A 14,280-nucleotide genomic window follows, 5' to 3' on the forward strand; every position below is an offset into this window, starting at 1 on the left:
TCCGCCTAGTACTTGATATCCCGCGCCGCCTCCCGCCCGCCCTGCTTGGTCTGCCGCTTGTCCTGCCGGCATGCCGAATTGCTCTTCTGGTCGGCCGCCCGACAATCCTGCTTGGTCTCGCGCGCACCCTGACGCGTGTCCTGCCGTACGTCGCGGCCCTGGCGCCGTTGCTGGGCCTGCTCGGTGGCCCACGCCGGCGCGGCAGGCAGCGCCACCACCAGCGCCAGCCATGCCAGCACGCAGGCCTTCGCATGGCGACTGCCTCGCCCTTTCGCCTGACAGTTTCCGTTACGCATCACAGTGGCCATCACAGTTGCCTCATCGGACATGAAAATCATTGCGCAGCAGGTCACGGCTTGCGCAATGCCTGCAGCGCCCCGGGCCAGATCCGTTCCAGCCCGCGTGCCGCGTCGGACCCGTGAATCTCCCTGACATCGCCCTGGCGTTGCTCCAGCGGCCACAGCACGCCCCGCATGCCGTCATTCAAGGAATTTGGCAGCCGGCGCCCGTTTTTCCATTGGACCTTGGCCTAATCCGCCCCCCCAAATGCCGCGTAAATTCCATCCAGTAGCCCTTTGGCCCAATTGAGCACCAACGCTGGGCAGACTACGTTGTGTATCTGGGAATAGTGCGTGGCACCGGGAATTGACTTTGCCGATTCACCAAGGTGCCCATTCGTCACGCAGCCCGCGAAATGGAGCCGGTCCGAGTGGCCGCTTTCGCGCTGCAACATTGGATCAAAACCGGAGATACATGATGAGCAAGCGGGATACCTCCAAGCTGGCCAGCCTTTCGCCATTCGAACTGAAGGACGAACTGATCAAATTAGCCGGCAGCGTGTCCAACCGGCTCATGCTCAATGCCGGGCGCGGCAACCCCAACTTCCTGGCTACCGTGCCGCGTCATGGCTTCTGGCAGCTGGGTCTGTTCGCCATGCGCGAATCCGAGCGGTCGTTCTCGTATCTGACCGAAGGCGTAGGCGGCTTTCCGCGCCGCGCCGGCATCGAGGAACGCTTCGACCTCTTTGCCCGCGAGCATCGCGACGTGCCGGGCGTGCGTTTCCTGGCCGGCGCCGTGTCCTATGTACGCGACCAGCTCGGGCTGGACGGCGGCGATTTCCTGTACGAGATGTGCGAAGGCATCCTGGCCTGCAACTACCCGGTGCCCGACCGCATGCTCAGGTTGTCGGAAAAGATCGTCAAGCAATACATTCGCCGGGAAATGATCGGCAAGCACCCGTTCCTGGGGGATTTCGATCTTTATGCCGTCGAAGGCGGAACGGCCGCCATGACCTATCTGTTCAATTCGATGCGCGTCAATCACCTGCTCAAGGCCGGCGACACGATTGCGCTGGGCATGCCGATCTTTACGCCCTATATCGAAATTCCCGAGCTGGCCGAATACCACCTGACCGAATTGTCGATCGACGCCGATCCGGCCGATGGCTGGCAATACCCGAAAAAGGAACTCGACAAGCTGCGTGACCCGAAGGTCAAGGCATTCTTCCTGGTCAACCCGAGCAATCCGCCATCGGTCAAGGTCAGCGACGAGAGCCTGCAATACATCGCCGAGATCGTCAAGGAGCGTCCGGACCTGATCATCCTGACCGACGATGTCTACGGCACGTTCGCCGACAACTTCGTGTCGCTGTTCGCCATGTGCCCGCGCAACACCATCCTGGTCTATTCGTACTCGAAGTATTTCGGGGCCACGGGATGGCGGCTCGGCGTGATTGCCACGCACAAGTCGAACCTGTTCGACGAAAAGCTGGCCGAGTTGCCAAAGGACGACCGCGCCGGCCTGAACAAGCGCTACGCGTCGATCACCACCGAACCCGAGAAGCTGCAGTTCATCGACCGCATCGTGGCCGACAGCCGCACCGTCGCGCTCAACCACACGGCGGGCCTCTCCACACCCCAGCAGGTGCAGATGGTGCTGTTCTCGCTGTTCTCGCTCATGGACACCGACGAAAGCTACAAGAAGGCCATGAAGCGACTGATCCGGAGCCGCAAGGCCGCACTGTACCGCGGCATGGGTACGCCGCTGGCCGAGGTGGACGAGAACGTCGTGGACTACTACACCCTGCTCGACGTCGAACAGATGAGCCGCGAGGTGGGGCCGGAGTTCGTCAAGTGGCTGCTCGAATCGATCCAGCCGCACGAACTGCTGTTCAGGCTGGCCGAAGAGGCCGGCGTGGTGCTGCTGCCCGGCGGCGGCTTTGGCACCCGGCATCCGTCCGGCCGCGTGTCGCTGGCCAACCTCAACGAAGAGGACTACGTCAAGATCGGCCGCTCGGTGCGCAAGCTGCGCGATGAATACCTGGAGCGGTATCGCGAGAACGGAGGCGGCAAGGAGAACGGCGCGAAGAAGAAGTAGGCGCACTCGCCACGCCCATCCAGTCTTGCCGCAAACGCCGAGGTCCGACAAGGAGGCATCACCATGACGTGGTTCGTTGATACGCTCAAGGCCTATCCGGAGATCGCCATCTTCCTGGCGCTCGGTATTGGCTACTGGGTGGGCGGAAAGAGCTTCAAGGGGTTCAGCCTTGGGGCCGTGACATCGACGCTGCTGGTCGCCATCGTCATCGGCATTCTCGGCGTCAAGATCTCCGCGAACGTGAAATCGGTCTTCTTCCTGATGTTCCTGTTCGCGGTGGGTTACGGGGTGGGTCCGCAGTTCGTGCGCGGCATCGCCAAGGATGGCGTGCCGCAGGCGATCTTCGCGGCCATCCTGGCGGTGCTGTCGCTCGGCGCATCCGTGGTGGCCGCCATGGTCGCCGGGTACGACCTTGGCTCGGCGGCCGGGCTGTTCGCCGGATCGCAAACCATCTCGGCGTCGATGGGCCTTGCCACCGACGCCATCAACCGGCTCGGGCGATCGCCGGAAGAAACCAAGATGCTGCTGGACGGCATGCCGATTGCCTATGCGGTCACGTACATCTTCGGCACCGTGGGATCGGCCATCATCCTGGCCCAGATCGGGCCCAGGCTGCTGGGCATCGATCTGGTGGCTGCCTGCAAGGAGTACGAGCAGATGCTGGGGGCCGGGTCGGCCGGCGGCGCGGGCACCGAATGGCACGAGTTCGAGGTGCGCGCCTACGCCGTAGCGCCCGACAGCCCGTTCATCGGCCGGTCCGTGGGCGATCTCGAAGCCGGCACGCGCGACGGTGTGCGCGCCTTCATCGAACGTATCCGGCGCGGCGGCAAGATCATCGAGGTGGACCAGCACACGCTGATCGAAGGGGGCGACGTGGTGGCCATCGGCGGCAAGCGCGACCAGCTGATTGCGCGGCTGGGCCCCAGCGGCCGAGAGGTGGAGGATGCGGAACTGCTCAACATCCACACCGAAGGCGTCGACATCTACATCACCAACAAGGAAGTCGACGGCAAGCCGCTGCAGGAACTGGCGCGCTGGCCCGGCGCGCGCGGGGTGTTCCTCAAGAAGATCAAGCGTGGCCCGACCGAGACCGTGATTCCGGTGCTGCCCAAGACCCAGCTGTATCGCGGCGACGTGATCACGCTCGTGGGCCGCACGCAGGATATCAACGCCACCGCCAAGCAGCTGGGCTATGTGGACCGCCCCACCACCGTCACCGACGTCGCCTTCGTCTCGCTGGCCATCACGGTCGGCGCGCTGATCGGTGCCATCGTGATCCACGTGGCCGGCATTCCATTGACGATTTCCACGGCGGGCGGGTCGCTGATCGCCGGCATCATCTTCGGCTGGTTCCGCGCCATCCATCCCACGTTCGGGCGCATTCCCGAGCCGACGCTATGGTTCATGAACTCGGTCGGCCTGAACGTCTTTATCGCCGTGGTCGGCATCTCGGCCGGGCCGGGCTTTATCGCCGGGCTGCAGAAGCTCGGCGTGAGCCTGTTCCTGTGGGGCATCTTTGCCACCGCGGTGCCGCTGATCATCGGCATGTTCCTGGCAAAATTCGTGTTCGGCTTTCACCCGGCCCTGATCCTGGGCATCTGCGCCGGTGCGCGAACCACCACGGCGGCGCTGGGGATGGTGTGCGAAGCGGCCAAGAGCCAGGTGCCCGGCCTGGGCTACACCGTGACGTACGCGGTAGGCAACACGCTGCTGACCATCTGGGGGATGGTGATCATCATGATCCTGGCCTGATACGGCGCCGACGCATTATCGGCCCAGCAACCCGGCCTCGCTGCGAAGCAGTGACACAAAGTCGAGCAGCATCTCGTCGGCACCGCCCCGGCGCCACACGGCGCCCACCGGCCCGAACGATCCCACATCGGCCAGCGGCAGGATAGCGACGAGGCCGCGGCTCTGCAGATGGGCCGCCATCGCCGCGGAGCAGACGCCGACATGGTCGCTGCCGCGTACCACCGATTCCAGCACCACGATCGACCCGGTTTCGATCTTTGGCTTGATGCCGGCGCCGCCGCGTTCCAGCAAGGTGTTTTCCAGCCGCACCCGCATCAGCGTGTCGCGTGGCGGCATCAGCCACGGGTAGCCGAACACGTCGGTCCAGCTTACGCTGCGCGCCGTGGCCAGCGGGTGACCAGGTCCCACCACGATGGCGATGTCGTCGGCGAACAGCACCTCGTGCTCCAGATGCTGCCCATAGGCGCGCGCGTCGATCGAGCCCACCACCAGGTCGTACTCGCGCTCCTCCAGCCCGCTCAGCAGCGCGTTGAACACGCCTTCGGTCACCTGGAACGACACATCGGCATGGCGCGCCTGGAAGGCCAGCACCGCGCGCGGAATCAGATGGGCGATACCGGCCGTCACGCTGCCGATGTGCAGGCGTGCCACGTCGCCCTTGGCCAGCGACAGCAGTTCCGCGTTGGTCCGGCCCACCTCGCCCAGCACGCGTAGCGCCAGCTTGCGCACGGCCTCGCCAGCGGCAGTCAGCTTCATCTGCTTGCCACGCAGCACCAGCTTCGTGCCGACCAGATCCTCCATCTCGCCCAGCCAGTGCGACATGGCCGACTGGGTCATGTGCAGCCGCTGGGCGGCCAGCGTCAGCGTCCCCGCCTCATGGAGGACCAAGAACGATTCCAGGTGACGCATCCGCAACCGGCGCGCCCACGCCACGGTATCCGGCGACTGCAACATGAACAAACACTCATACAAGGTTCGGAACATTTCATTGGCCGTTCCGCGCATCCCGCGCCAATATTGACGCTTCTGCGGCCGCGGAACAATCCATGGAACCACTGATCAAGAAGGACACGACATGAGAAAAATCTCCATCATGGGGAAACTGCTGGCCGGGATGCTCGCAGTGGGTGCATCGGCAACAGGCTGGGCCTGCGGGGAAGCGGGGAACACGCGACCGATCAAGCTGGTGGTTTCGCAGCAGGCCGGCGGCAGCACCGATACGCTCGCGCGCATGTGGGCCGAGACGGCCTCGAAGGAACTGGGCACCACCGTGCTCGTGGAAAACAAGGCCGGCGCCGGTGGCGTGATCGCGGCCAGGTACGTGCTGTCCCAGCCTGCCGATGGATGCACGCTGTTCCTGGCCGGCGTCTCGCAGATGGTGCTGAACAAGTTCGCCTATGCTCCGCTGTCGTACAAGCCCGAAACCGACTTCACCCCCGTGTCGGTGCTGACCACGGTGCCGTTCGTGCTGGTGGCCAATCCGCAAACCGGCTTCCACTCGCTGGCCGACCTGGTCGCGGCCGCCCGCGCCAAACCGGGCAAGATCAATTTCGCGTCGTCGGGCAACGGCAATTCCACCCACCTGGTGGTGGAGCTGTTCCAGAAGAACCAGAACATCCGCATGACCCACGTGCCGTACAAGGGCGAGCCCGATGGCGTGGTGGCCACCGTTGGCGGCCAGACGCAGGTGATGGCGCCGGTGCTCAGCACGGCCATGCCGCAGATTCGCGCCGGCAAGCTGGTGCCGCTGGTGCTGTTCGCGCCAAAGCGGCTACCCGACCTGCCGGACGTGCCGACTGCCTCCGAGCTTGGCCTGTCAGGGCTGGACGACCTGGGCTGGATGGGCGTGGCCGCCAAGGCCGGCACGCCGCCCGATGTCGTGAAGCGCCTGCACGCTGCCTCGCAGGTCTTCCTGGCCGACAAGGGCACGCTCGACAAGCTCAAGACCATGCAGGTGGTGCCCATGCCGGGCCCGTCCGGCATGCTGATGCAGATGACCGTGCGCGACACCGCCAAGGTGCAGGAAGCACTCGGTTCCGTCGACTTCCAATCCCGGTGAGGACCATTCCATGACAAATCCTGGCATGGTGGTCTGCCCGCAGCCGGAAGCGGCAGAGTCGGGCGTCGAGATCCTGAAGGCCGGCGGCAACGCAGTGGATGCCGCCGTGGCCTGCGCGCTGGCGCAGACCGTGGTCGATCCGCTGATGTGCGGCATCGCGGGCTTCGGAACCGGCGCAGTCTACATGCGCGATGCCGGCGCACACGAATATTTCGACTTCCACGCCACCGCCCCGGCCAGCGCGCGCCCCGACATGTGGGCCGACCTGCTCGAGGGCGAGGCACGCGACGGCTTCGGCTTCTTCATCAAGGACCGGCTCAACGACATCGGTTATCAGTCGATTGCCACGCCCGGCACGCTGCGCGGCCTGGAGGCCATGCACGCCGCCCACGGCCGCCTGCCGTGGCGCGAAGTGGTGGCACCGGCCATCGCCTGGGCACGCGACGGCTATTTCGTGCGCCCCGGCATGCACGCGTTCTGGATGGATGAAGCCACGCTGGGTCGCGCCAGCAACCGCGAGCGGCTGGCCTTCAGCGAATCGGGCCGGCGCGTCTACTGCCGCGAAGACGGCTGGCCCCGGCCCATCGGCGCGCCGATTGTCAACGCCGACATGGCCGATGTGCTTGGCGTGATTGCCCGCGATGGCGCCGATGCCTTCTACGGGGGGTCGATCGCCGATGCCATCGTCGCGGACATGCAGGCCAACGGCGGCCTGCTGAGCCGCCAGGACCTGGCCGACTACCGCGTGATCCGCCAGAAGCCGCTGTTCGGCCGCTATCGCGACCGGGTCATCGCCACTAACCAGCCCCCCGGCGGCGGCGCGATGCTGCTGGAAATGCTGCACGCATTGGAGCAGTTCGACCTGGGCGCGATGCCGCACAACTCGCCCGAATACCTGCGCATCGTCTGCGAAGTCATGAAGCAGGCCACCGTGGACAAGGACATGTATCTGGGCGACCCGGCGTTTGTCGACATTCCGCTGGAGCGCCTGCTGTCCGCCGAGCGCGCCGCGCAGACCGCCGCCGCCGTGCGTGCGCACGAGAAAGTGTCCGTCACGCGCGTGAATCCCGGACACGCGGTGCCGCGCGATACCACGCACCTGTCGGTGGTGGATGGCGACGGCAACTGCGTGTCGCTGACCCATTCGCTGGCCATGCCGTCGGGCGCCATCACGCCCGGCCTGGGCTTCATGTACAACGGGTGCATGGGCGTGTTCGACCCCCGGCCCGGCCGCGCGGGCAGCATCGCACCGGGCAAGCGCCGCTTCACGTCGTCGTGCCCTACCATCGTGTTCCGCGACAACCGACCGGAAATCGTGCTCGGGGCACCGGGCGGCACGCAGATCGCCATGGGCGTGCTGCAGGTCATCCTGAACGCGGTGGACCACGGCATGCCGATCCAGGACGCCGTGTCGGCGCCGCGCTTCTCGTCGACCAGCAATGCCATCGACGTCTGCAACCGCATTCCGCGCGCGGTCTGCCGGCAGCTCGAACAGCAGGGCTACGAGGTGATCCGCAATCCGTACAACTACACGATCGGATGGGTTCATGCGGTGCATATCGACGGCACCACGCTGCGCGGCGGCGCCGACCCCGGGCGCGATGGTGTCGCCTACTCGACCGACTCGCTGATGTAATGGCACCGTGCCGGCCGCCACTGGCGGCCGGCGCCGCACGCTCAGTCGCCGCGCCGTGCCAGCACCTCGTCGCGGGGCCCGGCGTCCACCACACGGCCGGCTTCCACCACGACAATGGTGTCGAACCGGGCCAGCAGGCTCGGCCGATGCACCGAGGCGACGATGCAGGCCAACGGGAACGCCGCGAACATGCGGTCGAACACGCGGCCTTCGGCCTGCGGGTCCAGCGCGCTGGTCGGCTCGTCGAGCAGCAACAGCGAACTGCCCTGCGCGGCCAGTGCGCCGCGTGCCAAGGCCAGCCGTTGCCGCTGGCCGCCGGACAGGTTGGCCCCGCGCTCGCTGAGCGGACTGGCCAGCCCGTCGGGCAGGCGCTTCAGCACCTCGTCGAACACGCCCGTATGCACGGCGGCCTGCAGCGCCGCCGCATCGGCGGGCTCGCCGAAGGTCAGGTTTTCTTCCACGCTGGCCTCGAACACCTCCGCCTCCTGCGGGATCAGCGTGGCCAGCGCGCGCAGTTCGATCCAGTCCTCGGCCATGCCGTCGCGGCGCAGTTCGCCCTGCTGCGGGCGATAGAGACCCGCCAGCACGCGCAGCAGCGTGCTCTTGCCGCCGCCGCTGGGCCCGACCAACGCCACGCGCGCACCGCGCCGCAACTGCAGGTCGATACCGTGCAGCCCGCCGCGCGCATCGTCGGGGTAGCGCCACGTGGCGCCGCGCAGTTCCAGTGTCTGCCACGGTGCGTCGGGTATCACCGCGGGCACCGCCGCTTCCGGGTCGCCGGGCGTCGCCCAGATCGGTTCGGCGCTGCCGTAGTCCGTATGCATGCGCGCGAAGCTCTGGAAGTTGGAGGCCATCGCGCCAACCACGGTGGCGGCCTGCTGCGCATACTGGTAGATCATGAAGACGGTGCCCAACAGCACGGCCTGGCCCGGCTGCCGCGCCTGCAGTACGTACACCACCACCAGGACCCAGGTCAGCCCCATGCCAAGCAGATCAACGGCAAACCATTTGCCTTCGTTGACCACCACCGCGCGGCGCAGCGGCGCCATCACTGCCGCCATGCGATGGCCGAGCAGCTTGCGCGACGCGGCCTGCAGCCGCAGGCCGATCACCGTGCCGGCATTGCCGACAAAATCGAGCAGCGCGGCGGCATAGCGGCGCTCCGCGTCGTTCTCGGCACGGGCCAGCTGCATCAGGGTGCGGTCGAATCGCAGGATGATCAGCGCGATGACGACGTAGCCGGTGACTGCGATCACACCGCTGCTGCGCGACAGCAGCGCCAGCGCGACGATGGGCCCCACGAAATTGAACGCGCTCTGCAGGTAGCCGAACTGGTTCTGCGCGAAGTCCGATAGCGCGCGGCTGGACTGCACCACGCGGTGCTGCAGTTCGCCCGAGTGCCGGCCATCGCGCCACGCCAGCGGCGCCGACGCAATGCGCGCGTAAAGCTGGTCGGACAGCCGCTCGCGTACCCGCACGCCCACATTGCGTTCCAGCACCCGGCCCGGGCCGTGCATCAGCCACGACAGCAGGTAGATGCCGATCAGATAGACAATCCAGCGGCCCGCCACCTCCATCTGCCCCTGCTGCAGCGCGTTGATCGCCTGCGCGGCCAGCCAGGGCATGGTCAGCCGCAGCAACTGCGCCGCCGACAACAAGCCGGCTGCGCCGAGCATCTGGCCCCGCACGCCATGCGCATGGCGCCAGAGCGCGCGATATAGGTCGCGCGCCGCGCTGCCGAGGCCGATGGCGGGCGGACGAGCGGGCTTGCCGGACGAATCGGACGAACCGGGCGAATCGGACGGATCTGGCGAGGCGGACATATCGGGCACCGTCATGCAGTCATCTCTCCTGTGCGGGGGCGCGCGAGCCCTCGCCAGTGGGCGACGGCGCGGGCGAAGCTTGCCATTGTGCCAAGCCTGGGGGCCGATGTCTGGCATCGCTGCCAACACGGGCGGCAGGCCGCATGGCACGCATCCTGCACACCCACCCCGCTGTCGGCCCATCGGGCCCCGGACTTCGAGGAGGACACCCATGCAGCAAGGCGACGTGCAGGACCGCGAAGAGAAGATGCAGAAACTGCGTGGAAACCGCCGCTATACGTGGACGCACCCGATATTCCTGATCGCCCTCGCGCTGATCCTGGTGGGCTACGCGGCCACGTTCTGGTAGCCCTGCGCCGGACCATGCCGCGCCCCGCCAGAACGTGCAAGCCGTGTAAGGATTACCGGCCAGGCCCGGGCGGCGGACCATGAAAAAGCCGGAAACTGGCTCCGGCTTGCTCCGTACGTGCTATCTCGGCTTGCGATCAGGCTAGCGCGGGCGCCCCGCCCCGGCTGAAATCGGAGACGCCGCCGCTGCGCGGCTGCCCACGCCGGTTGGACAGCCTGAACACCGACACCGACGACAGCAGGCTGCGGCTCTGCTCGTCAAGCGCGGTGGCCGCAGCCGCCGCCTCTTCCACCAGCGCCGCGTTCTGCTGCGTCACATCGTCGATCTGCGTCACCGCCGCGTTCACCTGCTCGATGCCGCTGGTCTGTTCGGTCGAGGCCGCCGAGATATCGGCCACCAGTTGGGATACCTGCCGCACGGCTTCCACGATCTCCTGCATGGTCTGGCCGGCGCTATCGACCAGCGTGGAGCCCTCCTGCACCTTGCTGACCGAGCCTTCGATCAGCTCCTTGATCTCCTTGGCGGCCGCCGCACTACGCTGGGCCAGCGTGCGCACCTCGCCGGCCACCACGGCGAACCCGCGCCCCTGCTCGCCGGCACGCGCCGCTTCCACGGCGGCGTTTAGCGCCAGGATATTGGTCTGGAACGCGATGCCTTCGATCACGCTGATGATATCGACGATGCGGCCGGAGCTTTTCGAGATATCGCCCATGGTGCTGACCACGTTGCCCACCACCTGGCCGCCCTTCTCGGCCAGCGACGATGCGCTTTGCGCCAGCTTGTCGGCATGCCCCGCGTTGTCGGCGTTCTGCCTGACCGTGACGGCCAGTTCCTCGATGCTGGCCGCCGTCTGTTCCAGCGCGGACGCCTGTTCCTCGGTGCGCTGCGACAGGTCCACGTTGCCCTGGGCGATCTGCCCCGACGCGGTAGCCACGGCCTCGCTGGACGCCTTGATGTGGCGGACGATATCGGCCAGCGTCAGGCGCATGCGATTCATCGCGTGCAGCATGCTGGACGTATCGCCCGGCTGCAGCACGACTTCCAGCGCCAGATTGCCGGCCGCCACCTCGCCGGCCACCTGGGCCGCATAGGCCGGCTCGCCGCCCAGCTGACGCACCAGGCCGCGCGCCAGCACCAGTGCCAGCGCAACCACCAGCACCGCCATCGTCAGCAGCGCGCCAATCATCATGTTGCGCGCCGACGCAAAGACCTGCTCGACATGCGCGCCGCTGGCCTCCGAACCGGTCACGTTGAGTTTGACCGCCTGGTCGATACTGGCTTCCAGCTGGCTGCGCACCTGGAACGATTCGCCACGCAACATGGCCACCGCACCCTGGCGGTCGCCGCTGCGCGACAGCGACAGCAGCTTGTCATGGACGGCCAGGTACTGCGTCATCAGCGCCGTCATCTCGCGATACGTCAGCCGTTCGGCTTCCGTGGAAAGCAGGCTGGCGAAGATCTTTTCGGCGTGACGGAAGGCATCGAGCTGCTTGCCCATCAGGGCCTCGTACCGGCGGAATTCCTCTTCCGACGCGGACAGCACATGCTGCAACTCCGACGTGCGATAGGCATTCAACTGGCTCTTCATCTCAAGGGAATGGCGCACCGACGGCATCCAGTTGTCCTTGATATCCCGCGTGGCATCGCCCACACGCCCCAGTTCGTACAGCGCGAAGCCGCCCATTCCGCATGTCATCGCCAGCACTACCGCGAAGGCTGACATGATGCGCTGGAAGACGGTCATTCGTTGAAAACGTTGCATTGGCGTTACCTCCCGATCTCTGGATTTATTGGCTGGGCATGATGGGTCCGCGAAGTTTCCCGTTCGGGCCGTATCCTCGGCCTCTCCAGTCATCAGCTAACGGTGGGTTGTAGGGTCAACTGAACGGGATTCCGGCCCTTCCAAAGTGGGGGACGCTGGGCGGCCAGCGGCCAGCCCGAGCGAGCGGGCCCGCCGGCACGTGACGGGCCTAGCCTTCCAGCAGCCGCGCCCCGCGCCATTCGCCCGAACGCACCAGACCGCGCGCGGTATCGGCCAGCACCACGCGCAAGGCCAGCGCGGCGGGCGACAGTTCGTCGTCGGACAAGCTGCACAGCAGGTTCTGGCGTCCCGCCTGCGGGTCGTCGATCTGTGCCAGGTGGAAGCGCGTTTGCGCGTCGGGATAGCGGCCGACCGCCGCCCACGGCTGCAGCGTGGCGCCGAAGCCCATGTCCACGGCATCCATCAGCATGGCCAGCGAGTCAACCTCCTGGATCACGCGGGGCGTCACCTTGGCGCGCGCGAAGGCGGCGTCGAGCGTGCTGCGCAGGCCGTGGACGCTGCTTGGCATGATCAGCGGCACGTCGGCCAGGTCGGCCATCGTCCGCTGCGTGGGGGGATCGGCCTTGCCCTGGGGCAGCGCCTGGCGCGACTGGATCAGGAACAGTGTTTCCTCCAGCAGCGGCATCACGGTCCAGCGGCGGGCGGCGTGGGTGCCGAACAGCACGGCCAGGTCAAGCTGCCGCGCGTTGAGCATGGCGGTCAGGTGGCCCGACAGGCTTTCCACGATATGCAGCCGGACGTCGGGATAACGCTCGCGCATCGCCCGGATCAGCGGCACGCCGATCACCGACGCCGTGGTCGGCGCCAGGCCCACGCTCACGGCACCGGACAGCCGTGCCTGATGCGCGGCACGGCGCGCCTGCTCGGCGTGGCGCAGCGTGAGCTGGGCTTCATGGAAAAACGCCAGGCCGGCTTCGGTCGGCGTCACGCCCTGCGGCGTGCGGCGCAGCAGGCGGGTGGAGAGTTCGCTCTCCAGGCGGCTGATCTGCTGGCTGACGGCCGATTGCACCATGTCGAGCTCTAGCGCGGCACGGCTCATGCTGCCGAGTTCGACCACCCGCACGAAATACTGAAGCTGGCGCAATTCCATCTGGTCTCCCTGCTGGGCCGACCTCCCGCGCCAGCGGGGATCGGCTTCGAAGTTGTGGGGGACTTATACCAGATACGCCGCCGGCGCAGTCCGCGCGACGCCTCAGGCCACCGCCGGCTTGACCAGCCCGTCGGCGCGGAACATCGCCTTGATGCCGCGCACGGCCTGGCGGATTCGCGATTCGTTCTCGATCAGGGCAAAGCGCACGTACTCGTCGCCGAAGTCGCCGAAGCCGATGCCGGGCGATACCGACACCTTGGCCTTGGCCAGCAGCTGCTTCGAGAATTCCAGCGACCCCAGCGCGCGATACGGCTCGGGGATCCGGGCCCAGATGTACATCGACGCCTTCGGAATATCGACCTGCCAGCCGGCTTCGATCAGGCCGCGCGCCAGCACGTCACGGCGCGCTTGGTACTGGGCCGCGATCGCCTTCACACACTGCTGGTCGCCCTCCAGCGCGGCAATGGCAGCCACCTGCAGCGGCGTGAACGTGCCGTAGTCGTGATAGCTCTTTATGCGCGTCAGCGCGGCCACCAGATCCGGATTGCCCACCATGAAGCCGATGCGCCAGCCCGCCATGTTGTAGCTCTTCGACAGCGTGAAGAACTCCACGGCAATGTCCTTGGCGCCGGGCACCTGCATGATCGACGGCGCCTTCCAGCCGTCGAACACGATGTCGGCATAGGCCAGGTCATGCACGACGAAGATGTCGTGCTTGCGCGCCAGCGCGATCACGCGCTCGAAGAAGTCCAGTTCCACGCAGGCCGCGGTCGGGTTCGACGGGAACCCGAGCACGATCATCTTCGGCTTCGGATAGCTGCCCCGAATCGCGCGTTCAAGTTCGGCAAAGAAGTCGATGTCCGGCGTCAGCGGCACCGAGCGGATATCGGCGCCGGCAATCACCGCACCGTAGATATGGATCGGGTAGCTCGGATCGGGCACCAGCACCGTGTCGCCACGGTCCAGCGTGGCCAGCATCAGGTGTGCCAGCCCTTCCTTCGAGCCGATCGTGACAATGGCCTCCTTGTCCGGATCGATCTCCACGTCGTAGCGGTCGCGGTACCAGTGCGAGATCGCGCGGCGCAGGCGCGGGATGCCCTTCGACGCCGAATAGCCATGCGTATCGGGCCGCTGCGCGGCATCCACGAGCTTGGCCACGATATGCGGCGGCGTGGCGCCGTCGGGGTTGCCCATGCTCATGTCGATGATGTCCTCGCCACGGCGGCGGGCAGCCATCTTGAGCTCGGCGGTGATATTGAAGACGTAGGGGGGAAGACGATCGATGCGCGCAAAGCGGCGCTTGCCGGATTCGGCAGTCATGGAGGTGTCCTTTACGTAAGCGCCCGGAACCGTCCGAGCGACGTCGTGGCCGT

At 66.6% G+C, this 14,280-nt stretch carries 12 protein-coding genes; 5 read left to right on the forward strand and 7 right to left on the reverse strand.

The genetic code is table 11. The annotated features are described in order from the left end of the window. Positions 1 to 5: 5 nt before the first annotated feature. A complete protein-coding gene (locus D9X30_RS29275; RefSeq protein ID WP_249641125.1) occupies positions 6 to 239 on the reverse strand; it encodes a hypothetical protein in 234 nt (77 codons plus the stop codon). Between the two features lie 110 nt (positions 240 to 349). Then, on the reverse strand, positions 350 to 487 hold the full coding sequence (locus D9X30_RS29280) for a hypothetical protein (RefSeq protein WP_153949334.1): 138 nt from the start codon (positions 485 to 487) through the stop codon (positions 350 to 352). A gap of 269 nt (positions 488 to 756) precedes the next feature. On the opposite strand from D9X30_RS29280, the gene D9X30_RS29285 reads away from it, so the two are divergent. Together D9X30_RS29285 and aspT are read left to right on the forward strand one after the other, a co-directional pair. Further along, positions 757 to 2,376: a bifunctional aspartate transaminase/aspartate 4-decarboxylase gene (locus D9X30_RS29285; RefSeq protein ID WP_153949366.1), complete on the forward strand. Its 1,620-nt coding sequence runs from the start codon at positions 757 to 759 to the stop codon at positions 2,374 to 2,376. A 63-nt stretch (positions 2,377 to 2,439) separates the two neighbouring features. Next, entirely contained in the window at positions 2,440 to 4,128 is a 1,689-nt protein-coding gene (gene aspT, locus D9X30_RS29290; RefSeq protein WP_153949333.1) for an aspartate-alanine antiporter, read from the forward strand. A gap of 15 nt (positions 4,129 to 4,143) precedes the next feature. Here the strand turns inward: aspT and D9X30_RS29295 are convergent, their stop codons facing one another. Continuing rightward, a complete protein-coding gene (locus D9X30_RS29295) occupies positions 4,144 to 5,082 on the reverse strand; it encodes a LysR family transcriptional regulator (RefSeq protein ID WP_228771027.1) in 939 nt (312 codons plus the stop codon). 121 nt (positions 5,083 to 5,203) lie between these two features. On the opposite strand from D9X30_RS29295, the gene D9X30_RS29300 reads away from it, so the two are divergent. After that, positions 5,204 to 6,187, forward strand: a complete 984-nt coding sequence (locus tag D9X30_RS29300; RefSeq protein WP_153949332.1) for a Bug family tripartite tricarboxylate transporter substrate binding protein — start codon at positions 5,204 to 5,206, stop codon at positions 6,185 to 6,187. Between the two features lie 10 nt (positions 6,188 to 6,197). Next, on the forward strand, positions 6,198 to 7,823 hold the full coding sequence (gene ggt, locus D9X30_RS29305; protein ID WP_228771026.1) for a gamma-glutamyltransferase: 1,626 nt from the start codon (positions 6,198 to 6,200) through the stop codon (positions 7,821 to 7,823). A gap of 41 nt (positions 7,824 to 7,864) precedes the next feature. Here the strand turns inward: ggt and D9X30_RS29310 are convergent, their stop codons facing one another. Further along, the gene (locus tag D9X30_RS29310; RefSeq protein ID WP_228771025.1) at positions 7,865 to 9,661 is read right to left on the reverse strand and encodes an ATP-binding cassette domain-containing protein; all 1,797 of its coding nucleotides are present in this window, start codon (positions 9,659 to 9,661) and stop codon (positions 7,865 to 7,867) included. A gap of 196 nt (positions 9,662 to 9,857) precedes the next feature. Here D9X30_RS29310 and D9X30_RS29315 point away from each other — a divergent pair, with 196 nt between their 5' ends. After that, positions 9,858 to 9,995, forward strand: coding sequence for a hypothetical protein (locus D9X30_RS29315; protein WP_153949331.1), 138 nt, complete (start codon positions 9,858 to 9,860; stop codon positions 9,993 to 9,995). 136 nt (positions 9,996 to 10,131) lie between these two features. On the opposite strand, the gene D9X30_RS29770 is transcribed toward D9X30_RS29315, so the two are convergent. The 3 genes from D9X30_RS29770 to alaC all read right to left on the reverse strand — a co-directional run bounded on the left by D9X30_RS29770 (position 10,132) and on the right by alaC (position 14,227). Continuing rightward, positions 10,132 to 11,757: a methyl-accepting chemotaxis protein gene (locus D9X30_RS29770; RefSeq protein ID WP_153949330.1), complete on the reverse strand. Its 1,626-nt coding sequence runs from the start codon at positions 11,755 to 11,757 to the stop codon at positions 10,132 to 10,134. A 208-nt stretch (positions 11,758 to 11,965) separates the two neighbouring features. Beyond that, the gene (locus D9X30_RS29330; protein ID WP_153949329.1) at positions 11,966 to 12,907 is read right to left on the reverse strand and encodes a LysR family transcriptional regulator; all 942 of its coding nucleotides are present in this window, start codon (positions 12,905 to 12,907) and stop codon (positions 11,966 to 11,968) included. Between the two features lie 102 nt (positions 12,908 to 13,009). Further along, the gene (alaC, locus tag D9X30_RS29335) at positions 13,010 to 14,227 is read right to left on the reverse strand and encodes an alanine transaminase (protein ID WP_153949328.1); all 1,218 of its coding nucleotides are present in this window, start codon (positions 14,225 to 14,227) and stop codon (positions 13,010 to 13,012) included. Positions 14,228 to 14,280 lie beyond the last annotated feature (53 nt).

This window comes from Cupriavidus sp. U2 (genome assembly GCF_009663685.2).
Taxonomy (GTDB): domain Bacteria; phylum Pseudomonadota; class Gammaproteobacteria; order Burkholderiales; family Burkholderiaceae; genus Cupriavidus; species Cupriavidus necator_C.